Genomic DNA, 24,868 nt, shown 5'->3' on the forward strand with positions numbered 1-24,868 from the left:
GCTTATCATCAAGTCCGCACAAACCGCCTTTTATGATAAAGGCGGTTTTTTAGTCGTGCAGCGCCTTATAGATGGTTGCTGCCAGCATGCCGCCGATGCCTTTGACCTGTGCGATCTCATCTTGGGATGCGCCCAGTAGCTGCTGCATGCCACCGAAGTGATTTAATAAGCTGCGGCGGCGCGTCTGACCAAGACCAGGAATGACTTCAAGCACCGAGCTTGCGCGTTTTTTATCGCGTTTTTTTCGGTGGGCGGTGATGGCGAAGCGGTGCGCCTCATCACGGATCTGCATGATCAGATGTAGCGCCTTATGATCAGCAGACAGATCCAGCGGCTCATGATCGATGAAGTGCAGCACTTCCAGACCTGCTTTGCGTCCCTCACCTTTGGCGACACTGACGAGCAGTGTATCATTGAGTTTACCAAGCTCATCGAGTACCTCTTTGGCGATGTTCAGCTGCCCTTTGCCGCCATCAATGAGTAAAAGATCGGGCAGCGGATGCTTGCTATATCGGCGCATCAGCACTTGGCGCATGGCGGCATAGTCATCACCTGCTGTGATGTCATGGATGGCATATTGGCGATAGTCGCGCTTACGCATGCCGCCTTGGTCGAACACCACGCACGAGCCGATGGCAGCCTCGCCCATCGTATGACTGATGTCAAAGCACTCGATGCGATCGATGGTGTCACTGGTGATGGGAGTGAGTACCGCTTGTAGATGACCAAAGCGCGCCTGCAGCTCTTTTTTGTCTTTTAGCTTGGTGGATAGGGCGTTATTGGCATTGAGACTGGCGATCGACAGCCAGTCATCGCGGTGCTTGATGACGCGGTGCTTGATGGTGGTGCGCTTATCGAAGCGTTCTGACAGCACAGTTGCCAAGGCCTCACTGTCTGGCAGTGCCACGGAGGTGATGATCTCACTGGGCAGATCATCACCGATCTGAAAATAAAACGACAACAAAAACTCGCTGAGTCGCTCGGATATGTCTTTGGCATCAGGCGCGATGTCATCGGGGAAATAGTTTTTGCCGCCTAACACCTGCCCGCCACGCACCGTCAAAACATGCACCACTACCACGCCAGAGCGCTCACTGATGGCGAACACATCCGCCTCACCCGATAAGCGAAACACCGCTTGTCTGGCTTGTAGATCACTGATCATGGTCAGTCTATCACGATAAAACACCGCCTGTTCGAAGTTGAGCTGTTCGGCGGCCGATTCCATCTTTTCGATCAAGATGCTTTGCACCGCATTGGAATTGCCTTGCAAAAACGCCAGCGCCGCCTCGACATCGGCAGCATATTCATCATAAGAGACCATCCCGACACACGGTGCCTTGCAGCGCTTGATCTGATATTCCAGACACGGGCGCTTACGCAGCTTAAAAAAGCTGTTGGTGCAGCTTCGAAGCATGAATAGCTTTTGCATCAGCAGCAGTGATTCTTTGGCGCTGTGTGCCGATGGATAAGGGCCGAAGAATCTGCCTTGCACATGATTGCCCTTGCCGCGTCCGATGCCTAGGCGCGGAAATTTATCGGTGCTGACATAGATGTATAGATAGGATTTGTCATCTCTTAGGATGATGTTGTAAGGCGGTCTGTGGTTTTTGATGAGGTTTTGTTCTAACAGCAACGCCTCAGTTTCGCTACGGGTGATGATGATCTCGATGTCATCGATGCGCTGCACCAAAGCTTGGGTTTTTGGATGCTCGATGGTTTTGGCAAAGTAGCTGTTCACGCGGTTTTTGAGTGATTTGGCTTTACCGACATATAAGATCTCACCTGATTTATTCAGCATTTTATAGACGCCGGGCAGATTGGGTAGTGCCTGCACCAGTGCTTTTAGGCGCTGTTTTTTGTCGGTGGTGGATTCGTTTGGGTGAAGCTGTGATTCATGAGTCATGGCGGTGTCTTTGGATGTCTTTTAATTTATCTTTCTTTTGCTGTGTATCTGTGGCAAAATGAGGCATTTTTCAAGTCGTTTTAGGCAGTATCGTTAGCATTGGAGTGCGATCGTGTTCACCCGTATCAAGTCAAAGCTGGATAAGCTGATCAAGCAAGGCAAAAAGACCACCTATCCGCAGCTGTTGCCGCACCTACTTAAGGGTCGATTGAATGCTTTTGCGCCATTTGTTGGCGCGGGCATCCGAGTGCAGACGATGGATTTGGATAATGGGCTGTGTGTCGTGAGCATGCCATTGACTCGCCTAAATAAATCTTTGGACGGTGCACAGTTTACAGGCAGTATGCTGATGATGACCGAGCCATTCTTAAAATTGATCTTAAGCCATCGCTTGGGTCGCGCTTATCAGGTCAGTGATCATTCGCTGCAGATTGAATTTTTGGCAGAGGCGCACAGCACTGTCACCGCACGCATACGCATCGACACCACCGAGGTGATGGATATTATCCATGAGACCAAACAAGGCACCGTGATGCGCAGCTATGAAATACTCATCAGCGATGCCCATCAAAAACCCATCGCCAAAGTCACCAAAAGCCTGATGATCCGCCTGATATCCTAGGACGGGTGATACTTTGACTGCTTGCTATGCTTTGATCGGTGCCATCATCAGCAGATAATCTGTCAGCGCATCAAAGTCATCAAAGGCTGCATCAGGATGCATCTGATCGATCGGCTCACCATAATTATAGCCATAGCGCAGCGCCAGCGTCATCATGCCTGCTGCTTGACCTGCTAGGATGTCATTTTTTGAATCGCCGACCATGATGGCAGCATCTGGTGCTACACCCAGCTTTTCACAGATGTGTAATAATGGCGCTGGATCGGGCTTTTTTAGCGCCAGAGCGTCGCCACCAAGCACCACATCGAACGCTGTCTGCCAACCAAAGTGCGCCAAGATCTCAGGCAGATAGCGCGCAGGCTTATTGGTGCAGATCGCAAGCTGAAATCCTGCAGCCTGTAGCTGCGCGATGCCCAAGGATACGCCATCATAAGCCACTGTCGCATCGGTGCTACAAGCAGCATACTCTCCCAAAAATATCTCATGCGCCTCATCAAGCTTGTTGGCCTCGATTCCATGGGCTGCCAGTGCGCGCTCAACCAGCTTAAGCGAGCCATTGCCCACCCAGCTTTTGATGGTCTCGATGGGCATGTCGGGCAGTGACAGCTTGGCATACATCCGATTGATGGCAGCAGCCAGATCGGGCGCGCTGTCGATGAGTGTTCCATCTAGATCAAAAATGACCAGTGTTTTTTGAGTGGTATTCTTTTTTTGGGTAGTAGTCATAGTAATCCTAAAAAACAGATGTCATATCAGTCATTGACAGCTTTGTCACCAATGATCCGCCAAACTTGATTGTAACACAGGCGCTTAATTTTGGCTAAAAATCATTTGCCAAGTAACAATTCGGCCAATTATCATTGATATATAGCGATGATGGCGGATTTTTATCAGGACTATGATAAAAATCCAAAAAAATTTTGCCCAGATGATGACTTTTGCGGTATCAGCGATCAAATTATCAATAAAAATTCGCCATCTAAACCAATTTTATCCAAAATCAGTGGTGAAATCGGGTAATAATGGCGAAAAAATACGCGCCTTTAGAGATAATTGCAACAATTTATTGCAAAATATCCGATTTTTTTACTGCTATGGGTGGATTTTTTGCAAAACTTTACACAGTGCCTATAAAACACGCACAGTCAAACCGAAATATTTTGTTACTATGAACCCATCGTTTAAGACGGCGGATAACTCATCCAAAGTCTGATAAAGTCAACCAAAAGGAGAAAAACGATGAAAACTCTATCAAAAACTCTACTAGCACTTTCAGCATCTTCATTGATGGTTATGAGCGCCAATGCTGCGATCAGCTACGGCAGCACAGCAGCAGCACAGCCTTATGTGGGCGTAAAAGTTGGTCAAATCGATGCTGACCAAATCGATGGCAACAACACTGCTTATGGCGTGTATGGCGGCTATAACTTCGATCAAAACTTCGGTGTAGAAGCTGAGTTTATCGGTTCTGACAGCAAAGATTTTAATATCGGCAATCTTCCAGTAGAAGGTGATGTGAAGTCTTATGGCGTCTATGGCACTTATAACTACAACTTCATCAATACCCCATTTTATGCCAAAGGCAAATTGGGCGTGGCTAAGACTGAAGTGGATGTGAATAGCCGTTCTGCAATCCAACATAATGTCAACAGCGACAAGACTAGCCTAGCAGGTGGTGTAGGCATCGGTTATAAGCCAACTTCAAATGTGGGCGTAGAAGCTAGCTACAACTACCTATCTAAAGATGCGACCATGATCGGTCTGGGTGCACACCTGACTTTCTAATCAGAGCATCTGATGATACAGCTGGCTCATCAGACCAAATCTTGGCCATATGAGACTAATAAAGACCTCGGGGATAACCTGAGGTCTTTTTATTTATCTGGATTAAATGCCTATGAGGACAGGGCAGCGACACAAAGGTATCTGAGTAGCCATCAAGATGTTTTATCACGATATATTACTGGGCAGCTTATGCTGATGCATCAGCGGCGTATGATCCCAATGAGTGATAGCATGCCCCAAAATCTCACTTGGCGTGGCAAAGAGCATCTCGGGCGTGGTGTCTTGACCTAGCAGCGTCAGTGCCTGATACAGCAGGGCAGATGGCTGCGTGGTGTCAATCGGTGCGGCCAGATTTTGTTTGGAGAGCTTTTGACCATTGTCGCCATAAAGCAGCGGCAGATGATAAAAATAACTTGGCACGGGCAGCTGACACAGCTTTAAAATATCAATCTGCGCCACTGTCATCGGCATGATATCAATCCCACGCATGATGTGGGTGATGCCTTGTAGTCCATCATCGATGGCACAGGCTAGGATATAATTGAACATCTGATTTTGGCGCTTGACCACGACATCACCGAGACTTTTGGCAGGATTATCCCAAATCACCCCTTGGATACCATCGACAAACGCCGTCATCACATCGGGTAGCTGTAGGCGGATTTTGCTGTCAGGGTGTTGCCAGTCGTGGTGCTTATGCAGACACAGGCGCGGATAGATGATGGGGCTATTTAGGCCGTGCGGTATAGGGTTGGATAGTCGATGAGCATCAAGCTGTTTGCGTGAGCAATGACAAGCATAGCTGATCTGAGATAATCGCTCGTGCAAAACTGCCTCATAAATCGCTGCTCGATCCGACTGATACACCACCTCACCATCCCAGTGCAGTCCAAGCGCGTCCAGATCATATAAAATGCTGTCGGCATATTCAAACTTGCAACGCTCAAAATCGACATCCTCGATGCGCAGTAGCCACTGACCACCCAGTGACTTGATATGACAAAAGCTCGCTACGGCAGTCGTCAGCGAGCCTAAGTGTAGATGATGAGTCGGAGAGGGAGCAAAGCGCCCAATCAAAGCGGCAGTCATCGGTGGGCGATGGATTATTGGCCGTGGTTTTGCTTTTCTTTGATTTCTGACAAGGTCTTGCAGTCGATGCACTGGGTGGCGGTTGGTCGTGCTTCTAGGCGACGAAGTCCGATCTCAGTGCCGCAAGTCTCACAAAAACCATAATCACCAGTCTCGATCTCGGCCAATGACTTTTCAATTTTACGGATCAATTTGCGTTCGCGATCGCGTGTGCGCAGTGCCAGCGCAAACTCTTCTTCTTGCGTGGCGCGATCATTGATGTCTGGCATGGTGTTGGTTTCTTCATGAATATAAGCCTTGGTGCGCTCAGCTTCAGTGACTAATTCTTCGCGCCAGTTTTTTAGGATGGTGCGAAAATGTGCCAACTGTGCATCAGACATATAATCTTCATCTTTGGTTGGCTGATAAGGGGTAAAAGTGGCTGCGTCTGACATCCCGTGTAATCCTTATGGGTGGGCAAGCGTTCAGCAAATAAGCTTTTAGCTTTCAAAAAGCCGCTTGGCGGCAAAAACTCAAATACTGTATCAAAAAAAGGTGCAAATGGCTAATGCCGATTTGGAATTAATTAACAAGAAAATTAATCTAAAAAGGAAAATCAACCACCAATGGCGTCAAAAACGCCAGCTTTGGGGTCGATTAGCCCATCTCTTCGTTTGGCCATCATGCACAGCATAGATGAAAGCCAAAATTAGCAGGTATTTTGCAGTCTTTTTATGTAACTTGATAGTGCCCCTGTGTTATCAATCTGTATCATGCGAAAGCCTGCTGCGATGTCATCGATGGCGAATGTCTGTATCTGCGGCGCAAATTGACGATCGGTCGATGGGCAGGTGAGCAGCTGGACAGGGTGGCTGATGGCTGGCTGTAGCTGCCATGCTTGATGTACATGGCCGCAGACGATGGCTTGGACATGAGGATGTTTGTCAATGATCTTCCAAAAGTCATCGGTATTTGACAGTGCCAAAGTATCGATCCAAGCTGAGCCGACGGGCAGCGGATGATGATGTAGCGCGATGAGGGCCGGCGAGGTATCTTGTTGTAGCGTCTGATCCAGCCAAGTCAGTGCCGAGGCTGTGATAGCGCCATGGGTCTGACCGCTGATGGCAGAGTTTAGCATCAATAGCTGCCAGCCGACAGCATCTAGCTTGTGATGATGACAGTCTAACAGGCGCGCATCTGGCGTCAGTGGCAAGTGCAGCCGCTGATCATAAGGCAGGCCAATGCCGATCTCATGAGTCACATCGTGATTGCCTGCGATGGCAAAATATGGCGCGCCAAAGTCTGAAAACTGTGCAAACAGCCAATCATAAGCCTCGCTGTTGCCGTCATTGACCAGATCGCCTGTGAGTAGCCATAAATCAGGCTGGTGAGCTTTGGCCAGATCCAACACCTTCAAAAATCTGCGATAGCTAGGCGCGTCTCCGATGCGTCCAGTTAAGTGAAAGTCAGACAGCTGTGCGATGCGCAAGCAGGTTGGTGGGGTGATCAAATCAGTCATGATGGAATTTTTTGAGGATAAAGGTGCCAAAAAATCCGATCGAGAGCATCAGCACGATGGCAAGACCTGTTTGGATATCCAGCCACACGCTGCCCCAGATGCCAACAGTGACGGCGACTTGAGCGAACAGCATTGCCATCAGCACCATGGCTTTTGGGGAGGTGGCGAATAATCGCGCGATCAATGCAGGTAAAATCAACAGGCCGCTGATCAACAGACTGCCGACCGCCTGTAGCGCAACCGCACAAAAGCCGGCCAAAAGGCCCATAAAAAACACATGCTGCTGTAGAGGATTGATGCCTTGGATTTGGGCAAGCGCCTCAGAGGTGGCAAGCTTAACTTGAGCTTGCCAGATGCTGGCCAATATGATCAGACCAACAAAAATCATCACCGCCAATCTTGGCAAATCTGCCCAATCAATGTCAAGAAGACTACCAAACAAAAAGCCCAAAACATTGGCCTGTTGCTGCGTCAGCTGCGTGAGTGTCAATAGACCTAGGCATAACAAGGTCGATGCCAGCACCGCCAAGATGGCGTCATTGGGCAAGCGTTTGTCTTTTAATATTGTCAATGCGATGATCACCAAAATACTGATGATGCCGATGCCAAGGTCTGTCGGCAGCTGTAGCCAAACAGCCAACGCCACGCCCAACAATGCGCCATGCGCCAAGGTATCGGAAAAAAACGCCATGCGCCGCCACAGTACCAAACAGCCCAAAGGCGCTGATAATAAAGCGATGAGTGATCCTGCAATCCAAGCAGGGGCGATGATGGGCAGCCATTGATTCATGTGTGATACTTATAAGCGGTGACTGTGATCGGGATGATCGTGGTCAAGATGATGTTCACAGTGGGTGTGTTGATGGATATATGGAGCTTGATAGCCGAATAACTGAACAAACTCAGGCGTAACAGCCACTTGGCTTGGCACGCCTTGGCAGCAGATATGCTTATTTAGGCAAATGACGCGGCGAGAGCCTTTCATTACCCAGTGCAGATCATGCGAAACAACGAGCATTGCACAGCGCAGAAAATCAGGCAGCGTATCCAAAAATTGATACAGCCAGCTTTCGCTTTCAGGATCTAGCCCTTGCATCGGCTCATCTAAGATCAACAGCTTAGGGCGATCAAGCAGGGCGCGAGCCAGCAGTACGCGCTGAGTTTCGCCACCAGACAGATGTTTTAGCTGCTTATTTAACAAGGGCGCGATCGACAGCTGGGTAAACAGATGATCTTTTTGCTCGGCAGTGAGTTTCTTGGGATTGGCTTGCTTAAGCAAATCCATCACACGAAGCGGCAAAATCGCAGGCACATCAAAACGCTGCGGCACATAACTGATGTCGCGCGTGTTTTTGGTGATGCTGCCACTGCTGGGTTTGAGCAGTCCTAAGATCAGCTTTACCAAGGTGGATTTGCCAGCACCATTTGGGCCGATTAGACTGATCATCTCATCGGCGTGAATGGTCATACTGACGCGGCTCACCAGATCTCCATCACTGACGCGATAGCTGACTTGATTGAGATCTAAAATGATGGCTTGATCACTGAGTGTTGCAGTCACGGCAGATGCCTTTTAATTCGATGACGCTTCTCTCGACGGTGAATTTGGCATCATTAGCGGCAAAATTCATGATCTCATCGACAGGTATGTTGCTGCACTCTTCGACTTTTTCACATTTTTGACAAATTAAAAATGCCGCTGCGTGCGCCGCTCTGGGATGGCAGCAGGGTACATAGGCGTTCATGGACGACAGCTGATGAATCAAGCCTTCGCTCAATAAAAACTCCAGTGATCGATACACCGTCGGCGGTGCGATGTTGGTGCGCTTATCAGAGCCATCCATCTGGCGACTGGCTTGTAAGGCGCTGATCAGATCATAAGCACCCATAGGCTTGGCAGCAGACAAAATCAGCGAATAGACTTCTTCGCGCAGCGGCGTAAATCGCGCACCGCGTGCCAGACAGTGCGCTTTGGCATCGGCCAGACGCTGCTCGACATTGCCGTGTGCATGATGCACATTATGGTGGTGACAATCTGAATGATGACAGTCCGAGGTGTTACTTCTGTGCATAAATTTCTTCTTAAAACAAGGATGGCTTTGGGGATTGCCCACCAAAACGCATCACCAAATAACGCCAATCGGTACAATGAGAATCACCGCCGTCTGCCAGTGCTCATTGCAATGGATCTTGTCGTTATGTTATAGCTCATAAACCTGCTATTATACCCATATTTTTGAAAGATGACCACATTAAGTCAGCCAAAACACAGCAGCATTGTGTGTAAATATTGTAAGCATAAGATGCTGAGCCAAAGCACTCAATCCTTTGTAGTGCATCGCATGCGCCCTTGAGCGTGTACAGATATGATTCTTTAGTGTTTAGACAGTCAAAATAAAGCGCTGGTGCTTTTGGTTATGGTGTTATATAATAACAAATGCTCCACAGGTGCTGCTTATCCGTGTATCATCGAAGTGATATGAGTGCGCTGGATCTGTGCTATAATGGCTCTTTGCGCAGATGATGCTTTGCCAAATGTGCTGTTATTTTATAAATTTAATAAAATATGATACAAGCTTGACTGCTTGGATGGCATGATTGATGCAATGCTGTTAATCGATTAAGTTAAGCTTTTGACCTTTTTTTAATGATGATATGAATAAATTATCCAACACCCAAAAATCTCACACCGCCTTGGCCATCACTCAACGCTTGCGTGCTTTATCTAAAAAAACCCTGCTAAAAAGCGCCTTGGCAGTGGGCGGCCTGCTGTGTTATGCTGCCCAAGCTGGCGTGGTCAGTGTCAGTAATTATCCACTTGCGCTGCTAAGCCATGAGGTGACTCAAGGCCAGCACGATGCACAGGTGCTACTGGATGCAGGCGATGTCGGTCATCATGGTTCATTATCGCCAAGTAAGGTTAAGCTCATTGAGGACAGTGACTATGTGGTGTGGTTTGGGGAATCCTTAGAGCAAAATTTGGTCAAATCCTTGGCGGATGCGCCCAATGCCATCTCATTATTAAAATTCAATGCCTTTGAGCGCTTACCATTGCGCCAGATTGATGGCACGGCGCGCTCGCAGAGTGAAGATGCGCATATTTGGTTAAACCCTGAAAATGCAAAAGCCATCGTGCGTGCTTTGGCGGTGGTGCATGGCCATGCCAATCCCCAGTTCAAAGCCTATTATGCCAAAAATGCAGCCGATTTTCAGGCGCGCATGGATGCAGCTGTGCTCAGCATTCAAGTACCAAGCAGCAAGCCGTATTGGGCGTATCATGATGCTTTTCAGTATCTTGAGTCTGCGGCAGGACTGCGCTTTGCTGGCGCATTGACCCCTGATCATCACCTAAATCCCAAAGCCTCACAGTTTAAATGGCTCAATGACACGCGACCACAAGCACAGATGTGCTTGGCAGCCCAAAGCAGCGTCTCTGATGGCATAAAAAATAAACTGGGCAATGTCACTGTCACCATACTCCAAGAAGACTTAAGTGGCTTAGGCGAGGATTTTATCAGCGCTTGGCTGATGCAGGCGCGTGCATTGCAGGCGTGCGTCGGGCATACAGTGAACAAGGCATAATTCAGCAGTTGTATGAGCTTAATGGCACTTGCCTGTCATGAGCATCGGGCTTATAATGACCCAAATGTGCCACTTATCATTGGTGCATCATCCATCTATTTACAGTTCATAGGCTTGGCACGACACATGACTATCCCAGCTCATCGATCAAAAAAAGCGGCCGCCATCAGTACCCAATACCGCCAACTGTGGTCGCTCATCGCGCTTGTGGCGCTTGCTGTGATCATCAGTCTGATCACAGCAGATGGCCAGTGGCTGATCGCCAAAGGCGCGGCGGCAGGTGCAATGCTATCATTTGTCGCACAAAGTGCATTTACAGTGGTGGCTTATCACACGGTGGGCGCTCGATATGCCAAGCAGATCATGCTAAATACCTATCTTGGCATGGTCATCAAATGGCTGATCAGCATCGCAGGTTTTGCGTTGATTTTTTTGGTTTTGACGCCGATTCATGCGCCTTCGGTGATCGCGGGCTTTATCCTTATGCAGATCAGTCAGGCGATCGGGCTTATGCACCTTAAGTGATCGCTCATTGGCTTAACCCTTAGATCGCCCCAAATAAATCCACACTCTGAATGCTTGTATCAAAAATATCAATCATTCGTTATGATCATCTCCAGCCAAAGGCTATGTTAGCTGGCATCAAATTTCATCATAATCCAGTAAGATTTTATTTGATTTGATGATACGAAGCGATAAGACGCTAGATTTAGTAAACATTGACAAAATTCTTGAAAATAGCTTGATACCAAAATTTTTTGACGAAAAATTCGATAAAATTATGCATTTTTACCATAAATTTGCAAAATTTCGGCAATAAAATATCGTTTAGCTCTTTACATATTGCCAACACTCAAGTAAGATACTCTGTTAGTTACAAGTGCAATTTATTGTTACGATTTTCATAATCCTTTATGAAATTGATTGATTTTTTAAATCAATGCCAAGTATGGAATTTGTCGAAAAATGACGGACAAGGGAAATACACCGAACTGGTTTATATCATTTTGGTCGGCTGCAATGGATTGAGAGTGTTGAATAGTAACTTCGTTTTTTGATTTGGCGTTTATCTCCAATTTTTCTTTTTCGAGTAAAAATAAGAAGCTTATTATGGCAGCCGAACAGACATCTACAGAATATATTGCTCACCATTTGACGAATTGGGCTTATGGATTGCACCCAGAAAAGGGCTGGAAAGTGGCGTATGACGCAACTGAAGCTGCTGAGATGGGTTTTATGAAAATCCATGTGGACTCAATGCTGTGGTCGATTGGCTTGGGTATTTTCTTTTTGGCGCTTTTTTGGGCGGTGGGTCGCAAGGCGACTTCGGGCGTCCCAACGAAGCTGCAGGCTTTTGTTGAGTTGATTATTGATTTCGTGGACAACAGCGTTCGTGAATCATATAATGGCCCATCAAAGCTGATAGCACCGCTGTCATTGACGATTTTTGTGTGGATTTTCTTGATGAACTTGATGGACCTTGTGCCGATTGACTGGATTCCAAGTCTGGCAATGTGGGTGGGTTCATTGATGGGTCATGATCCGTACCATGTATATTTCAAAATCGTACCAACAACCGATCCGAACATCACTTTGGGTATGGCGATTGGTGTATTCTTCCTAATCATTGGTTTTGGTTTGAAATATAAAGGCGTTGGTGGCTTTATTGCAGAATTTACTTTGCACCCATTTAGTGCAAAAAACCCAATTTTGCAAGCTATCTTAATCCCGATCAACCTAGTACTAGAGATCGTTACCTTGTTGGCAAAACCAATTTCATTGGGTCTGCGTCTATTTGGTAACATGTACGCAGGTGAGCTGATTTTCATCTTGATTGCACTGATGCCATTCTGGATTCAGTGGGCGCTGAGTGTGCCTTGGGCAATCTTCCATATTCTAGTTATTACCCTTCAGGCGTTCGTATTTATGATGTTGACGATTGTATATCTGTCGTTGATCTCAGCAGAATCCGAACATTAATTTGAAACTTTTTTATAACCCTTAATTTTAGGTCATAAGGAGACATCATGGATCCAGTAATCGCACAGTACACCCTACTTGCAGTCGCTCTACTAATCGGTGCAGGCGCACTAGCAACAGGTATCGGCTTCGCTATCCTAGGCGGCAAATTCCTAGAAAGCACAGCTCGTCAACCTGAACTAGGTTCACAACTTCAAACCAAAATGTTCATCGTGGCAGGTCTACTTGACGCCGTACCAATGATTGGTGTTGGTATTGCAATGCTTCTATTGTTCGCCAACCCATTCGCATAAGCTGAAACCGTCAGTTTAACGACCACCTTTGTTTTGATGAGTCAAGCAAAGGTGGGCATCACCTGACTTTCACTAACCACGAGGTGATTGGATGATCAATTTAACCATTTTCGGTCAGTTGATTGCTTTTGCGATTTTCGTGCTGTTTTGTATGAAATTCGTATGGCCACCACTGATCGGCGCGATTAATGAGCGTCAAAGAAAAATCGAAGACGGCTTAAATGCCGCAGAAAAAGCAAAAGCAGATTTGGCTTCAGCTGATAAGCAAATCGAAGCAGAATTTGCAGCTGCAAAAACTGAAGCTGCTTCTATCATCGAGCGCGCGAATAAAACTGCCAATCAGATGATTGAAGATGCCAAAGAACAAGCTCGTCTAGAAGGCGAACGCATCATTGCTGCAGCACATGCTGCTGTTGAGCAAGAAGCTGCACAGACTCGTGAACAACTGCGTTCTCAAGTTGCCAGCCTTGCAGTGCTTGGTGCTGAAAAGATTTTGCAAGACAAAGTCAATGAACAAGAACACGCCAGCATGCTTGAACAGTTGGCGGCTAAGCTGTAATTAGAGGATATCATGGCTGAACTATCTACCTTAGCAAGACCATATGCCAAAGCAGCATTTGATTACGCTAAAGAGCAAAATGCAATCAACAACTGGGAAGCCTTTTTGTCGGTTGCAAGCGATGTTGTACGCAATGAAGATTATGCTTCACTGCTGAACAATCCAGCCATTTCTGCTGCACAAAAAGCAGATATTTTGATTGACACCTATGGCAAATTAACAGCAGAGCAAGCATCTCAAGCGTTGGCTAACTTCACAAAACAGTTGGCTGAGCACGATCGTTTGGCATTATTGCCAGAAATTCATGCTCACTACAGTAAGCTAAAATCACAAGAGCTTAAACAGGTTGATGCCTATGTCACTTCAGCCTATCCCCTAACTGAGGCTCAAAGCAAACAATTGCAAGAGCGTTTGGCAATCTCAACAGGTTCGATCGTTATTTTGCATGAATCTGTAGATCCTAGCCTGATTGGTGGAGCGACCATCAAAGTGGGTGACAAGTTTACTGATGGCTCAGTGCGTGGCAAGTTAAAACAATTAAAGACTCAGCTTACTGCGTAAGTAGCGAGCTGTCTAAATCAAAGGAAACAAGGCAATGCAACAATTGAATCCAGCCGAAATCAGCAATCTGATTAAGCAGCGTATTCAAGACCTTGACGTAAGCGCAACTGCAAAAACCGAAGGCGTGATCGTCAGTGTCTCTGATGGTATTGTGCAAATCCATGGCCTAGAAGAAGCTATGTATGGCGAGATGATCGAGTTTGAAGGTGGCGTCTATGGTATGGCGCTAAACCTTGAGCAAGATTCAGTCGGTGCGGTAGTACTGGGTGAGTATCTTAGCCTACAAGAAGGCCAAAAAGCATACTGCACAGGTCGTATCTTGGAAGTTCCAGTGGGCCCTGAGCTACTGGGTCGTGTTGTCGATGCATTGGGTAACCCAATCGACGGCAAAGGTCCGATCAATGCAAAACTGACTGACAAAGTTGAAAAAATCGCTCCAGGCGTTATCGCGCGTCAATCAGTCGATGAACCTGTGATGACAGGTTATAAAGCTGTTGATACCATGATTCCAATCGGTCGTGGCCAACGCGAGCTGATTATCGGTGACCGCCAAACTGGTAAAACCGCACTAGCAATCGATGCCATCATCGCTCAAAAAGATTCTGGCATCAAATGTGTGTATGTTGCTGTAGGCCAAAAACGCTCTACCATCGCCAATGTGGTGCGTAAGCTTGAAGAAACCGGTGCTTTGGCATATACCACAGTTGTTGTTGCATCAGCTTCTGAACCAGCAGCACTACAATATATCGCACCATATTCTGGCTGTACGATGGGCGAATACTTCCGCGATCGCGGTGAAGATGCACTGATTGTTTATGATGATCTATCAAAACAAGCGGTAGCATATCGCCAAATCTCATTGCTACTACGCCGTCCACCAGGTCGTGAAGCATATCCAGGCGATGTATTCTATCTACACTCACGTCTACTAGAGCGCGCATCACGCGTCAATGCTGACTATGTAGAAGCATTCACCAATGGCGAAGTCAAAGGCAAAACTGGTTCATTAACCGCATTGCCGATCATTGAGACACAAGCAGGTGACGTATCGGCATTCGTACCTACCAACGTAATTTCTATTACCGATGGTCAGATCTTCCTTGAGTCAAACCTATTTAACTCAGGTATCCGTCCTGCGGTCAACGCTGGCATCTCGGTATCGCGTGTTGGTGGTGCTGCACAAACTAAGATCATCAAAAAGCTATCAGGTGGTATCCGTACCGCGCTAGCTCAGTATCGCGAATTGGCAGCATTTGCGCAGTTTGCATCAGACCTTGATGATGCAACCAAGCAACAGCTGGAGCATGGTGTACGCGTAACTGAGCTTATGAAGCAAAAACAATACGCGCCTATGTCAATCGCTGATCAAGCGGCTGTCATCTATGCATCAAACGAAGGCTATTTGGCTGATGTGCCAGTTGAGAAAATCGGTGCGTTTGAAGAAGCATTCTTGCGTTATCTGCGCAGTGAGCATGCAGCATTGATGACTGAAATTGATGACACTGCAAACTATAATGACGACATCGAAGGTCGTCTAAAAGCTGCAGTAGAAAGCTTTAAGGCTTCATCAAGCTACTAAGCTAAAGATAAGCAATATGGTGTGTTAGGCGTTGTTTAACGCACCATAAACCCTTTTATAATAAGTCCAGTATTGGAATAATTATGGCAAGCTTAAAAGAAATTCGTGCTAAAGTAACCAGCATCAAAAGTACGCAAAAAATCACGCGTGCTATGCAAATGGTAGCTGCCAGTAAAATGCGCCGAGCTCAAGAGCGAATGGAATCTGGTCGCCCTTATGCTGAAGGTATGCGCCGTGTCATTTCACACTTAGTGCAAGCACAGTCAGATTATAAACATCCTTACATGCAAAACCGTCCGGTGAATCGTGTGGGCTTTGTTGTCGTGACCTCTGATCGTGGTCTGGCAGGTGGTTTGAACATTAACTTATTCAAAAACTTGCTAAAATCAGTCAAGGGCTATCAAGAGCAATCAGTTGAGATTGAGTTTGCAGTCATTGGTGCTAAAGGTGTGGGCTTTTTTAAGAACTTCGGTGGCAAAGTTACCTCGGCAGTGACTGATTATGGTGATAACCCATCACTAGAACAAATCAATACCCCAGTTCAAGCGATGCTTGATGATTATGCTAATGGTAAATTGGACCGCATTTATTTGGTATATAACCAATTCATCAATGCGATGGCTCAAAAGCCAACAGTAGAACAAATCGTACCACTGGCAGAAGGTGAGTTTGAAGACGATGCGCTTCAATCACACAGCTGGGATTATATCTATGAGCCAGACACCAAAACCCTCATTGATAGCTTGCTTTTGCGCTATATCGAATCCGTGGTGTATCAGTCAGTGCGTGAAAATATCGCGTCAGAACAATCAGCTCGTATGGTAGCAATGAAAGCAGCAACAGATAATGCTGGTAACTTAATTAAAGAACTACAGTTGGTTTATAACAAGCTGCGTCAAGCGGCGATTACCCGAGAGATCTCGGAAATCGTTGGCGGTGCTGCCGCTGTTTCTTAATTGACTAATATTAGATAATAGGAGAACGCAATGAGCGGTCGTATTGTACAGATTATTGGCGCGGTTATTGACGTTGAATTTGACCGTGGTCAAGTACCACAAATTTTCGATGCATTGAGCGTCGATGGCACCGAAACCACCCTTGAAGTGCAGCAGCAGCTAGGTGATGGCGTGGTGCGTACCATTGCAATGGGCTCAACTGAAGGCCTTAAGCGTGGTTTATCAGTATCTAACTCTGGTGCACCGATCTCTGTGCCAGTTGGCCAAGCGACTCTTGGTCGTATTATGGATGTATTGGGTCGCCCAATCGATGAGGCTGGCCCCGTCAATGCTGCTGAAAAATGGTCTATCCATCGTGAAGCACCAAGCTATGATGAGCAATCAAACTCAACTGAACTACTAGAAACTGGTATTAAAGTTATTGACCTGCTGTGCCCATTCGCTAAAGGTGGTAAAGTTGGTCTGTTCGGCGGTGCCGGTGTTGGTAAAACCGTTAACATGATGGAGCTGATCAACAACATCGCATTGAAACACTCTGGTCTATCTGTATTTGCCGGTGTGGGTGAACGTACTCGTGAAGGTAACGACTTCTACCACGAAATGCAAGAAGCTGGCGTTGTTAATACCGAAGACTTCACCAAGTCTAAAGTAGCGATGGTATATGGCCAGATGAATGAGCCACCAGGAAACCGTCTGCGTGTTGCTTTGACTGGTCTGACTATGGCAGAATACTTCCGTGACGAAAAAGACGAAGCCACTGGTAAAGGCCGTGATGTTCTGCTGTTCGTTGATAACATCTACCGTTATACTCTAGCAGGTACTGAGGTATCAGCACTTCTTGGCCGTATGCCATCTGCAGTAGGTTATCAGCCGACATTGGCAGAAGAGATGGGCTTGCTACAAGAGCGTATTACTTCAACTCAATCAGGCTCTATTACTTCTGTGCAAGCGGTATATGTTCCTGCGGACGACTTGACTGACCCATCACCAGCGACCACTTTCGCTCACTTGGATGCTACAGTCGTTTTGAGCCGTGACATCGCATCACAAGGTATTTATCCTGCGGTTGACCCGCTTGACTCAACTTCTCGTCAGCTTGATCCTCAAGTCATCGGCGAAGAGCATTATAATGTCGCTCGCGGTGTACAAGAAGTATTGCAACGCTACAAAGAGCTAAAAGACATCATCGCCATCTTGGGTATGGACGAACTGTCTGAAGAAGATAAACTGGTCGTTTATCGTGCGCGTAAGATTCAGCGTTTCTTGTCACAGCCATTCCATGTTGCAGAAGTATTTACGGGTGCGCCTGGTAAATATGTGGCACTTCGTGATACTATCGCTGGCTTTAAATCGATCATCGAAGGTGAGTATGATCACCTGCCAGAACAAGCCTTCTACATGGTAGGCGGTATCGATGAAGTGGTTGCTAAAGCTGAAAAGCTAAAAGCATAATCATCCATTCACAATCAGATAAGCCATCGCTTATTTGATTGTGAAAGTTTTCGATAATTGCTGGCTTATTAGGAGAATAACATGGCAACTTTTATGTGCCGAGTTGTGAGCGCACGAGAAGAGCTGTATGCTGGCGAAATCAGTATGCTGATCGCCAACGGCCATTCAGGTGAAATTGGTGTTTTGGCTGGACACACGCCTTTGATCACTTTACTAAAACCAGGTGCCATGCGCATGAAATCAGCCGATGGCCTATCTGAAGAAGTGATTTATGTATCTGGTGGTGTGCTTGAAGTACAGCCAAATCTGGTGACAGTGTTGGCAGACGATGCAGAACGCGCTCATGATTTGGATGAGGCCAAGATTGCTGAAGCTCGCCGAGCTGCTGAGCAGATGTTGGTAAACCAAACCGACACCCTTCAAACCAATGCTGCTTTGGCTGCACTGGCTGAATCTGTGGCACAGCTGCAAACGATTCAAAAATACAAAAATCGTGCTTAATTTGCTGTCAGCCATCTGCATGGCGAGCAAAGTTTGATTTTTTAATTGTGGTAATGTACATCACCGTAGGATGATTATGACTGCTACCCCTGAAAAAGAAGACATGCCGCGAATCCTCATCGTTGAAGACGATGAGCGATTGGCGATGCTGACTCAAGATTATCTGCGTAAAAATGGGCTGGATGTGGCGATCGAAACTGATGGCACACGCGCCATCCGACGCATCATTGCTGAGCAGCCGGATTTGGTTGTTCTTGATGTCATGTTACCAGGTAGCGATGGCTTGACGGTATGTCGTGAAGTTCGTGCTCAATATCAACAGCCGATTCTGATGCTAACAGCCCGTACGGATGATATGGATCAGGTTTTGGGTCTTGAGATGGGTGCTGATGACTATGTCGCCAAACCTGCACAACCGCGAGTTCTATTGGCTCGTATTCGTGCTTTGTTGCGCCGTTCTGATACTGCGCCAGTCGAATCCTCGCCTCAGCGTTTGGAATTTGGCGATTTGGTGATCGATAATGGTGGTCGTTCGGTGACGCTGAATGATGAGCTTGTTGATTTTACCAGCGCCGAATATGATTTGTTGTGGCTGTTGGCATCAAATGCTGGTCGCATTTTGTCTCGTGAGGATATTTTTGAGCGACTACGCGGCATCGAATATGATGGCCAAGATCGTTCAATTGATGTGCGTATTTCTCGCATTCGTCCAAAAATTGGTGATGATCCAGAAAATCCAAAACGCATCAAAACAGTCCGTTCTAAGGGCTATTTGTTCGTCAAAGAAGGTAATTAATTGCATGCAAGGTGTTTGCATGCAATGATTTGTGCAAAGCCAGCTCATGCTGGCTTTCATTTTATCGGACGCTGTTTGCTATGACTTTTATGAGCTTCACCGAGCGAAGCATCTTTTTTCGCATCTATGCTGGGCTGCTACTGGTCTGTGTGTCTGTGGCGTTTTTTGCGTATCTTTTGGTTGATACCATCAATCAAGAACGCGCTCAGGCATATCGGGAAAGTGTGGCAACCGGTGTTTTTTATTTGATTGGTCAAGGTGCGCAGCATCAAACTACACCTGCTCAAAGAAATTATTGGCTCAATGACATCAGTATGCTGTTTGGCAGCAATTTTGAAATTGTCCCGATGGAATCCATCGAGTTTAAAGCACGAGAGATGCGCCGAATCGAAGAGGCAAAAACTGTCGTCCGCTATGATCACCACGCCAATCAATCTACCTTTTATTATCGCCTTGAGGGTACAGATGAGGTTTTGACCACACGGCTATCACAAGTTGGTGAACGACAAGTCAGAGCGTTGACCATTTTTTTGCTTGATGATTTATCGCATTATCAGGGTTTTGAACAAAAACAAGCCCGATTGAATTATTTGACTGAGAAATTCAGTTATCCCATTTACTTACAATCCATCAATAATTTGCGCTTAGATCCTGACCAGATTGCGCGTCTAAAACGCGATGAATTGGTGATGTCATTTCAAGATGGCATCCGTGGTCAAGGATCGACGATTTCATTTACCGTCGCCTCAGATGTTGAAGATGTGGTGATCGTGGTTGGCCCTGTTGCGCTGTTTAATTGGTTTCCGCTGAATTTATTAGTGAGCGTGACCTTGATCTGCGTGTTTTTGATCGCTTTGGGTGTCTATGCGCTGATTTTTCCTTTGGAGCGTCGCTTGCAATTATTGCAAATGGGCGTCAATCGAGTCACTCAAGGCAACTTGGATACCAAAGTTCAGGTCGTCGGCCATGATGACATCGCGCGATTGTCGATGACTTTTAATGCGATGACAGCGCATATCAAACGACTGATCGAAGCACAACGCGAGCTGACCCGAGCGGTGTCACATGAGCTGCGCACGCCCGTTGCGCGGATACGCTTTGCTGTGGACATGCTGGCAGATACCGATGATGCCGATTCTCGCCAACTTCAAAAGAATTTTATCGATGAGGACATTGAGTCTTTAAATGAACTGATTGACGAGATTTTGACTTATGCCAAGCTAGAAGAAGGCTCGCCAAAGCTAGATTGGGAGATGGTGAATTTACGTGAGCTGCTTGAGCAGATCGAACGCGAGACCAATGCGCTTGGTAAGCCCATCAAGCTTGTGTGTCAGCTGCCGCCTGCCAAAGCCGTGGCCATGGCGGATCGCCGCTATTTGCATCGTGTGGTTCAAAACTTAGTCGGTAATGCCCTGCGCTATGCCGAAACGACAGTGATGCTCAGTGCTGATGTCATCAAAGGTGAGGCTTTTATCAGCGTTGAAGATGATGGTCATGGTATCGCCGAAGCAGATCGCGAGAAAGTGTTTATTCCTTTTGCGCGACTCGATGACAGCCGTACCAGAGCCTCTGGCGGCTATGGGTTGGGTTTGTCGATCGTCAGTCGCATTGCATTTTGGTTTAATGCCAATTTAAAAGTGGATGAAAGTCCTAAGCTGCACGGGGCAAGATTCATCATGTCATGGCCAGTCAAGCAGGTCGGTGTGGTCGTCGCTGCCGATGAGATGACCCAAGACCGCATGCAAAAAACCATCGAAAATAATGGCTAATCCATCAAGCTTGGTGGATCTACTGGGCGACAGTATGCTCATCCGATGCATCTAAAGATGTATCTGGCTCATCGATTTGAGTCATTAATGGAATTTTTACGCACACTTGTAGGCCGCCAGCAGGGTGGTTTGTGGCTTCGACCACGCCCTGATGTAGCTGTGCGATGCGATTAACGATCGCCAAACCAAGCCCACTGCCTTGGGTCGTGCGCGCAGATTCGCCGCGCTCAAATGGCTGCATGATACGCTCCAATTGATCTTCAGCCACGCCGTCGCCTTCGTCTTTGACACACAAAATTAACAAGGGATAGTCAGCATCAGCAGCGTCAGGATCGATGGCTTGAATGTGCGCGCTTAAATGAATTGGCTGCTCTCCATAACGGATGGCGTTATTGACCAAATTGATGATCAGGCGTTTGATGGACAAAGGGCGTACAGGGACTTTTTGACTGATGTCTGATTCATAAATAAATCGCGTCCCTGAAAACTGCACCATGATTTCTTTAAAAATCACATCCAAATTTGTGGGTTTGACAGGTTCATCAGAGCCATCTTTCATAAAAGAAATAAATTGTTCTAAAATGGCATCCATGTCCTCAATGTCATAGACCAATCCCTCACGGAAAAATTCATCTGGCAGCATCTCAGCCGTCAGCCGCATTCGTGTCAAAGGCGTACGCAGGTCATGACTGATGCCAGCAAGCATGATGGTACGCTCTTTTTGTGCTTGACTAAGAGTGCTAAAAAGCCGATTAAAAGCCGTGTTGGCCTTACGAATCTCATTGGGTCCTGTCTGAGTCGGCAAAGTGGTGGCATGGCCTTGGGTGATATAATCGTTGGCTGCGCGTTCAAGCTTTTTAAGAGGGCGATTAAGGCCGCGCACCAGCACCCAAATGGTAAATATGGTCAATAAAGGAATGCCAAATATAAACCCTGCCAGCACGCCAGGGCTGTACTGCGAGTAGTGCATCATCGGCTCACGGATCCAGATGTCAGGATGCGCGCTGTCTTGGATCCATAGTTTTGGTACGGGTTTGAATTTAAAATATACCGACACTTCGCGTCCCAGTGAGCGCGAGATCTCATCGGCCATGATCTGCGTCAGATGTGTGACCACAGGCTTGTCGGTGATGTCGGGAAATTCATTGCGATCGGTGATGATGTCGATGTGGGTATTATTTTCTAGCCAATGCATGAATTCAGGATTGTTGCGCCACTCTGGTTTGATTGAGGTCAACAGCTTGATTTCGGTGGATAGATAACTGGCGTGGTTTTTGAGTTCAGGCAAATAAAGACTGCGCCAAAACAGCCAGATCGACAAAGTAACGCTGACAAAGACGATAAAACACACCATGATCAGCGTCTGCAAGGTGTTGGAGTATAATTTATGGTGTAATTTTGCAAAGACATTGCGCACGGATTTATTCATCATAAGCCACCTGACAATCGCATGCCGCCATTGTAGCACAGCTTTTACAATGCATTACAGTTTAATTTACACAAAAAGCAAATTTTTACTTTTAAGATGATAAATTTCTTGGTATAATTACAGTTTTAGCGGGTTCAGGTTCGTACGGCTCATCCTCAACTTTATCGAATCTGTATCATGCTCTAATTCTTGCACAAATTATTTTTTTGTTTTTAAACTTTTTAAGAGAGTTATCATGGTAGTTATTCGTCTGGCTCGTGGCGGTTCAAAAAAGCGTCCATTCTATCAAGTCGTTGTTGCTGACAAGCGTGCAGCACGCGACGGTCGTTTCATCGAGAAAATCGGTTTCTTCAATCCACTGGCTCGTGGCCAAGAAGTTGAAACTCGCATCGACCTAGAAGCTTACAATGCGTGGATTGCAAAAGGCGCACAGCCAACTGACCGCGTTGCTTCATTGGTTAAAGCATTGAACAAAGCTGCTTAATTAGCAAATTTGTCTCAACGGTTTGCACCTAAGTATAAGCGAAGACTTATATCTGTGGTGTAAGCCGTTTTGTGCTATCAAATCCCATCTTTTTTACATGAAGCCAAATCGTGACTGTTTCAAAACCAAATTTTTCTCGTCAAAGTAGTGCGCCAGATCCATCAACGCTGGTTAAGATCGCGACACTAAAAAAACCCTACGGCATCAAAGGCTGGCTTTGGGTGTTTAGCGAAACTGACGAACGCTCAGGTATTTTTGAGATGTCGCCGTGGTGGATGAAGACAGCTACAGGATTCAAGCCTTTGACCGTCAAAGACTGGCGTAACCAAGGGCAGGGTTTGGTGGCGTGTTTTGAAGAGATTGCTGATCGTAATGTCGCTGAGACCATGAATGGCACAACCATTTGGGTATCCAAAGACAGCTTTCCTGAACTTAGCGAAGATGAGTATTATTGGTCGGATTTGATTGGACTGACGGTGATTAACGAACAAGGTGAAAATCTTGGCGTGATCAAAGAGATGTTCGAGACCGGTGCGCATGAGATCATTTCTGTCAAGCCAAGTGCTGATAGTATTGATCGCGAAGAGCGTCTTATCCCGTGGCATCGTGACATCGTATTGTCAGTGGACTTGTCAGCCAAAACCATGCTGGTGGCATGGGGTGCTGATTACTAACACTGATTACCAGAGTGGATTCGCCAGTGAATCGCTCATATAACCAACCTTGGGATAACTAAGCTACCGTGTTTTTTGCTGTCATCAGTATTTTGCCTGAGATGTTCGCTGCGATGACTGATTTTGGTGTCGTCGGACGCGCCATCAAAAGACAGCAAGCCAGTATCAGCCTGATTAATCCTAGAGATTTTACGACGGATAATTATCGCCGTATCGATGAGCGTCCGTTTGGCGGCGGTCCTGGCATGGTGATGATGGCGGAGCCACTCGAAAAGGCGATTTTGCACGCCAAAGAGTTGGCACGACAAGTAGGATGTCGAGTAGATGACGGTGCGTGTCCTGTGGTGTATTTATCACCACAAGGCAAACAGCTCGATGAACCGAGTGTGGTACAGATGGCGTCCTTGGATGGCATGATTTTATTATGCGGTCGTTACGAAGGGATTGATGAGCGGTTGCTTGAGCGATATGTCGATACTGAGATTTCTATCGGCGACTATGTGCTGACAGGCGGTGAGTTGCCTGCGATGGTGGTGATGGATAGCGTCATTCGCAGATTGCCACAGGTGATGGGTGATGATCTCTCCGCAGAGCAAGATTCTTTTGTAGATGGCTTGCTGGATTGTCCGCACTACACTAAGCCGCTTGATTTTCATGGCGATGGTGTGCCAGAAGTGCTATTATCGGGTCATCATGCCAATATCGCCAAATGGCGTTTTTTAGAGCAGGTGAGACGCACGCAAGTACGGCGACCTGATTTGTGGGAAAAATTTACACCCACCAAACAGCAACTCAAGTGGCTCAAAGACTTGAAAGATTGATTTTGCCTGTATGGTTCAGGCGCAGCGTCAATTGGCGCTTTATGTAACGATGGTATGCGGTCTTTTAACCATTGTCCTGTCTTAGACAGACAAAAAAGATTTTAGCCTATGCCATGACAATTGGAGAATTTCCATGAGCAACAAACATCCACTAGTACAAGTTGTTGAAAATGCACAACTAAAAGACCACCCATCATTTGGCCCAGGTGACACTGTTGTCGTTCAAGTCAAAGTTCGTGAAGGTGACCGTGAGCGTCTACAGGCGTTCGAAGGCGTGGTTATCGCTAAGCGTAACCGTGGTCTAAACTCAGCATTCACCGTGCGTAAAATCTCAAGCGGTGTTGGCGTTGAGCGTGCATTCCAACTACACTCACCACTAATCGCAAGCATCGAAGTGAAACGCCGTGGTGATGTACGCCGTGCGAAGCTATACTACCTACGCGATCGTTCAGGTAAATCTGCTCGTATCAAAGAAAAATTGGGCGCGCGTAAAGAAGGATAATCTTGGTACGCTCAAGACAAACCCCGAGTT

At 46.7% G+C, this 24,868-nt stretch carries 27 protein-coding genes; 18 read left to right on the forward strand and 9 right to left on the reverse strand.

The window, feature by feature from the left end:
- Positions 1-49 precede the first annotated feature (49 nt).
- Complete coding sequence (uvrC, locus tag B0681_RS05860) at positions 50-1,906, reverse strand: excinuclease ABC subunit UvrC (RefSeq protein ID WP_078317819.1); 1,857 nt, start codon at positions 1,904-1,906, stop codon at positions 50-52.
- A 112-nt stretch (positions 1,907-2,018) separates the two neighbouring features.
- Here uvrC and B0681_RS05865 point away from each other — a divergent pair, with 112 nt between their 5' ends.
- A complete protein-coding gene (locus B0681_RS05865; protein WP_228143873.1) occupies positions 2,019-2,528 on the forward strand; it encodes a DUF4442 domain-containing protein in 510 nt (169 codons plus the stop codon).
- A gap of 24 nt (positions 2,529-2,552) precedes the next feature.
- Here B0681_RS05865 and B0681_RS05870 read toward each other — a convergent pair whose 3' ends face one another.
- Positions 2,553-3,254: a phosphoglycolate phosphatase gene (locus tag B0681_RS05870; RefSeq protein WP_078317821.1), complete on the reverse strand. Its 702-nt coding sequence runs from the start codon at positions 3,252-3,254 to the stop codon at positions 2,553-2,555.
- A 513-nt stretch (positions 3,255-3,767) separates the two neighbouring features.
- Here B0681_RS05870 and B0681_RS05875 point away from each other — a divergent pair.
- Positions 3,768-4,313 (forward strand): porin family protein, encoded by a 546-nt coding sequence (locus B0681_RS05875; protein ID WP_078317822.1) that lies wholly within the window; start codon positions 3,768-3,770, stop codon positions 4,311-4,313.
- A 165-nt stretch (positions 4,314-4,478) separates the two neighbouring features.
- On the opposite strand, the gene gluQRS is transcribed toward B0681_RS05875, so the two are convergent.
- The 6 genes from gluQRS to B0681_RS05905 form a co-directional block, all read right to left on the reverse strand.
- On the reverse strand, positions 4,479-5,402 hold the full coding sequence (gene gluQRS, locus B0681_RS05880; RefSeq protein ID WP_078317823.1) for a tRNA glutamyl-Q(34) synthetase GluQRS: 924 nt from the start codon (positions 5,400-5,402) through the stop codon (positions 4,479-4,481).
- Between the two features lie 14 nt (positions 5,403-5,416).
- Positions 5,417-5,836, reverse strand: a complete 420-nt coding sequence (gene dksA, locus B0681_RS05885) for an RNA polymerase-binding protein DksA (protein ID WP_078317824.1) — start codon at positions 5,834-5,836, stop codon at positions 5,417-5,419.
- A gap of 254 nt (positions 5,837-6,090) precedes the next feature.
- Entirely contained in the window at positions 6,091-6,900 is an 810-nt protein-coding gene (locus B0681_RS05890; protein WP_078317825.1) for a metallophosphoesterase, read from the reverse strand.
- Entirely contained in the window at positions 6,893-7,690 is a 798-nt protein-coding gene (locus tag B0681_RS05895; RefSeq protein WP_078317826.1) for a metal ABC transporter permease, read from the reverse strand. Before B0681_RS05895 ends, B0681_RS05890 begins: the two co-directional genes overlap by 8 nt.
- A gap of 9 nt (positions 7,691-7,699) precedes the next feature.
- Positions 7,700-8,461 (reverse strand): metal ABC transporter ATP-binding protein, encoded by a 762-nt coding sequence (locus B0681_RS05900; protein ID WP_078317827.1) that lies wholly within the window; start codon positions 8,459-8,461, stop codon positions 7,700-7,702.
- Positions 8,442-8,972: a Fur family transcriptional regulator gene (locus B0681_RS05905; protein ID WP_078317828.1), complete on the reverse strand. Its 531-nt coding sequence runs from the start codon at positions 8,970-8,972 to the stop codon at positions 8,442-8,444. Before B0681_RS05905 ends, B0681_RS05900 begins: the two co-directional genes overlap by 20 nt.
- A 583-nt stretch (positions 8,973-9,555) precedes the next feature.
- On the opposite strand from B0681_RS05905, the gene B0681_RS05910 reads away from it, so the two are divergent.
- From B0681_RS05910 to B0681_RS05965, 12 genes are all read left to right on the forward strand, one after another.
- Positions 9,556-10,482 (forward strand): metal ABC transporter solute-binding protein, Zn/Mn family, encoded by a 927-nt coding sequence (locus B0681_RS05910; RefSeq protein WP_078317829.1) that lies wholly within the window; start codon positions 9,556-9,558, stop codon positions 10,480-10,482.
- Positions 10,483-10,608: 126 nt separating this feature from the next.
- Entirely contained in the window at positions 10,609-11,007 is a 399-nt protein-coding gene (locus B0681_RS05915; protein WP_158077925.1) for an ATP synthase subunit I, read from the forward strand.
- Between the two features lie 585 nt (positions 11,008-11,592).
- Positions 11,593-12,462, forward strand: coding sequence for a F0F1 ATP synthase subunit A (gene atpB, locus B0681_RS05920; RefSeq protein ID WP_078317831.1), 870 nt, complete (start codon positions 11,593-11,595; stop codon positions 12,460-12,462).
- 47 nt (positions 12,463-12,509) lie between these two features.
- Positions 12,510-12,755 carry a F0F1 ATP synthase subunit C gene (gene atpE, locus B0681_RS05925; protein WP_003658962.1) on the forward strand — a complete coding sequence of 82 codons (246 nt, stop codon included), beginning with the start codon at positions 12,510-12,512 and terminating at the stop codon, positions 12,753-12,755.
- A 91-nt stretch (positions 12,756-12,846) separates the two neighbouring features.
- A complete protein-coding gene (locus tag B0681_RS05930; protein WP_078317832.1) occupies positions 12,847-13,314 on the forward strand; it encodes a F0F1 ATP synthase subunit B in 468 nt (155 codons plus the stop codon).
- Between the two features lie 12 nt (positions 13,315-13,326).
- The gene (locus B0681_RS05935) at positions 13,327-13,875 is read left to right on the forward strand and encodes a F0F1 ATP synthase subunit delta (protein ID WP_078317833.1); all 549 of its coding nucleotides are present in this window, start codon (positions 13,327-13,329) and stop codon (positions 13,873-13,875) included.
- A gap of 34 nt (positions 13,876-13,909) precedes the next feature.
- Positions 13,910-15,454, forward strand: coding sequence for a F0F1 ATP synthase subunit alpha (gene atpA / locus B0681_RS05940; protein ID WP_078317834.1), 1,545 nt, complete (start codon positions 13,910-13,912; stop codon positions 15,452-15,454).
- A gap of 83 nt (positions 15,455-15,537) precedes the next feature.
- Positions 15,538-16,410: a F0F1 ATP synthase subunit gamma gene (gene atpG / locus B0681_RS05945; RefSeq protein ID WP_078317835.1), complete on the forward strand. Its 873-nt coding sequence runs from the start codon at positions 15,538-15,540 to the stop codon at positions 16,408-16,410.
- Between the two features lie 30 nt (positions 16,411-16,440).
- Complete coding sequence (gene atpD, locus B0681_RS05950) at positions 16,441-17,862, forward strand: F0F1 ATP synthase subunit beta (RefSeq protein ID WP_078317836.1); 1,422 nt, start codon at positions 16,441-16,443, stop codon at positions 17,860-17,862.
- Between the two features lie 81 nt (positions 17,863-17,943).
- Complete coding sequence (locus B0681_RS05955; protein ID WP_078317837.1) at positions 17,944-18,363, forward strand: F0F1 ATP synthase subunit epsilon; 420 nt, start codon at positions 17,944-17,946, stop codon at positions 18,361-18,363.
- A 103-nt stretch (positions 18,364-18,466) separates the two neighbouring features.
- Complete coding sequence (locus tag B0681_RS05960; RefSeq protein WP_407661972.1) at positions 18,467-19,159, forward strand: response regulator; 693 nt, start codon at positions 18,467-18,469, stop codon at positions 19,157-19,159.
- An 80-nt stretch (positions 19,160-19,239) separates the two neighbouring features.
- Positions 19,240-20,928, forward strand: a complete 1,689-nt coding sequence (locus B0681_RS05965) for an ATP-binding protein (protein ID WP_114144962.1) — start codon at positions 19,240-19,242, stop codon at positions 20,926-20,928.
- Positions 20,929-20,947: 19 nt separating this feature from the next.
- On the opposite strand, the gene B0681_RS05970 is transcribed toward B0681_RS05965, so the two are convergent.
- Entirely contained in the window at positions 20,948-22,360 is a 1,413-nt protein-coding gene (locus B0681_RS05970) for an ATP-binding protein (protein ID WP_114144960.1), read from the reverse strand.
- Between the two features lie 232 nt (positions 22,361-22,592).
- Here B0681_RS05970 and rpsP point away from each other — a divergent pair, with 232 nt between their 5' ends.
- From rpsP to rplS, 4 genes are all read left to right on the forward strand, one after another.
- The gene (rpsP, locus tag B0681_RS05975; protein ID WP_078253324.1) at positions 22,593-22,841 is read left to right on the forward strand and encodes a 30S ribosomal protein S16; all 249 of its coding nucleotides are present in this window, start codon (positions 22,593-22,595) and stop codon (positions 22,839-22,841) included.
- A gap of 110 nt (positions 22,842-22,951) precedes the next feature.
- The gene (rimM, locus tag B0681_RS05980; protein WP_078317841.1) at positions 22,952-23,515 is read left to right on the forward strand and encodes a ribosome maturation factor RimM; all 564 of its coding nucleotides are present in this window, start codon (positions 22,952-22,954) and stop codon (positions 23,513-23,515) included.
- Positions 23,516-23,583: 68 nt separating this feature from the next.
- Positions 23,584-24,336, forward strand: coding sequence for a tRNA (guanosine(37)-N1)-methyltransferase TrmD (gene trmD / locus B0681_RS05985; protein WP_078317842.1), 753 nt, complete (start codon positions 23,584-23,586; stop codon positions 24,334-24,336).
- Positions 24,337-24,469: 133 nt separating this feature from the next.
- On the forward strand, positions 24,470-24,838 hold the full coding sequence (gene rplS, locus B0681_RS05990; protein WP_078317843.1) for a 50S ribosomal protein L19: 369 nt from the start codon (positions 24,470-24,472) through the stop codon (positions 24,836-24,838).
- Positions 24,839-24,868 lie beyond the last annotated feature (30 nt).

This window comes from Moraxella porci DSM 25326 (assembly GCF_002014855.1).
Lineage (GTDB): Bacteria > Pseudomonadota > Gammaproteobacteria > Pseudomonadales > Moraxellaceae > Moraxella > Moraxella porci.

Bases quoted from the DNA above. Each gene is read 5' to 3' on its own strand.
- uvrC (WP_078317819.1), bottom strand. From the start codon at position 1,906: ATGACTCATGAATCACAGCTTCACCCAAACGAATCCACCACCGACAAA.
- B0681_RS05870 (WP_078317821.1), bottom strand. From the start codon at position 3,254: ATGACTACTACCCAAAAAAAGAATACCACTCAAAAAACACTGGTCATT.
- B0681_RS05875 (WP_078317822.1), top strand. From the start codon at position 3,768: ATGAAAACTCTATCAAAAACTCTACTAGCACTTTCAGCATCTTCATTG.
- gluQRS (WP_078317823.1), bottom strand. From the start codon at position 5,402: ATGACTGCCGCTTTGATTGGGCGCTTTGCTCCCTCTCCGACTCATCAT.
- dksA (WP_078317824.1), bottom strand. From the start codon at position 5,836: ATGTCAGACGCAGCCACTTTTACCCCTTATCAGCCAACCAAAGATGAA.
- B0681_RS05890 (WP_078317825.1), bottom strand. From the start codon at position 6,900: ATGACTGATTTGATCACCCCACCAACCTGCTTGCGCATCGCACAGCTG.
- B0681_RS05895 (WP_078317826.1), bottom strand. From the start codon at position 7,690: ATGAATCAATGGCTGCCCATCATCGCCCCTGCTTGGATTGCAGGATCA.
- B0681_RS05905 (WP_078317828.1), bottom strand. From the start codon at position 8,972: ATGCACAGAAGTAACACCTCGGACTGTCATCATTCAGATTGTCACCAC.
- B0681_RS05910 (WP_078317829.1), top strand. From the start codon at position 9,556: ATGAATAAATTATCCAACACCCAAAAATCTCACACCGCCTTGGCCATC.
- B0681_RS05915 (WP_158077925.1), top strand. From the start codon at position 10,609: ATGACTATCCCAGCTCATCGATCAAAAAAAGCGGCCGCCATCAGTACC.
- atpB (WP_078317831.1), top strand. From the start codon at position 11,593: ATGGCAGCCGAACAGACATCTACAGAATATATTGCTCACCATTTGACG.
- atpE (WP_003658962.1), top strand. From the start codon at position 12,510: ATGGATCCAGTAATCGCACAGTACACCCTACTTGCAGTCGCTCTACTA.
- B0681_RS05930 (WP_078317832.1), top strand. From the start codon at position 12,847: ATGATCAATTTAACCATTTTCGGTCAGTTGATTGCTTTTGCGATTTTC.
- B0681_RS05935 (WP_078317833.1), top strand. From the start codon at position 13,327: ATGGCTGAACTATCTACCTTAGCAAGACCATATGCCAAAGCAGCATTT.
- atpA (WP_078317834.1), top strand. From the start codon at position 13,910: ATGCAACAATTGAATCCAGCCGAAATCAGCAATCTGATTAAGCAGCGT.
- atpG (WP_078317835.1), top strand. From the start codon at position 15,538: ATGGCAAGCTTAAAAGAAATTCGTGCTAAAGTAACCAGCATCAAAAGT.
- atpD (WP_078317836.1), top strand. From the start codon at position 16,441: ATGAGCGGTCGTATTGTACAGATTATTGGCGCGGTTATTGACGTTGAA.
- B0681_RS05955 (WP_078317837.1), top strand. From the start codon at position 17,944: ATGGCAACTTTTATGTGCCGAGTTGTGAGCGCACGAGAAGAGCTGTAT.
- B0681_RS05960 (WP_407661972.1), top strand. From the start codon at position 18,467: ATGCCGCGAATCCTCATCGTTGAAGACGATGAGCGATTGGCGATGCTG.
- B0681_RS05965 (WP_114144962.1), top strand. From the start codon at position 19,240: ATGACTTTTATGAGCTTCACCGAGCGAAGCATCTTTTTTCGCATCTAT.
- B0681_RS05970 (WP_114144960.1), bottom strand. From the start codon at position 22,360: ATGATGAATAAATCCGTGCGCAATGTCTTTGCAAAATTACACCATAAA.
- rpsP (WP_078253324.1), top strand. From the start codon at position 22,593: ATGGTAGTTATTCGTCTGGCTCGTGGCGGTTCAAAAAAGCGTCCATTC.
- rplS (WP_078317843.1), top strand. From the start codon at position 24,470: ATGAGCAACAAACATCCACTAGTACAAGTTGTTGAAAATGCACAACTA.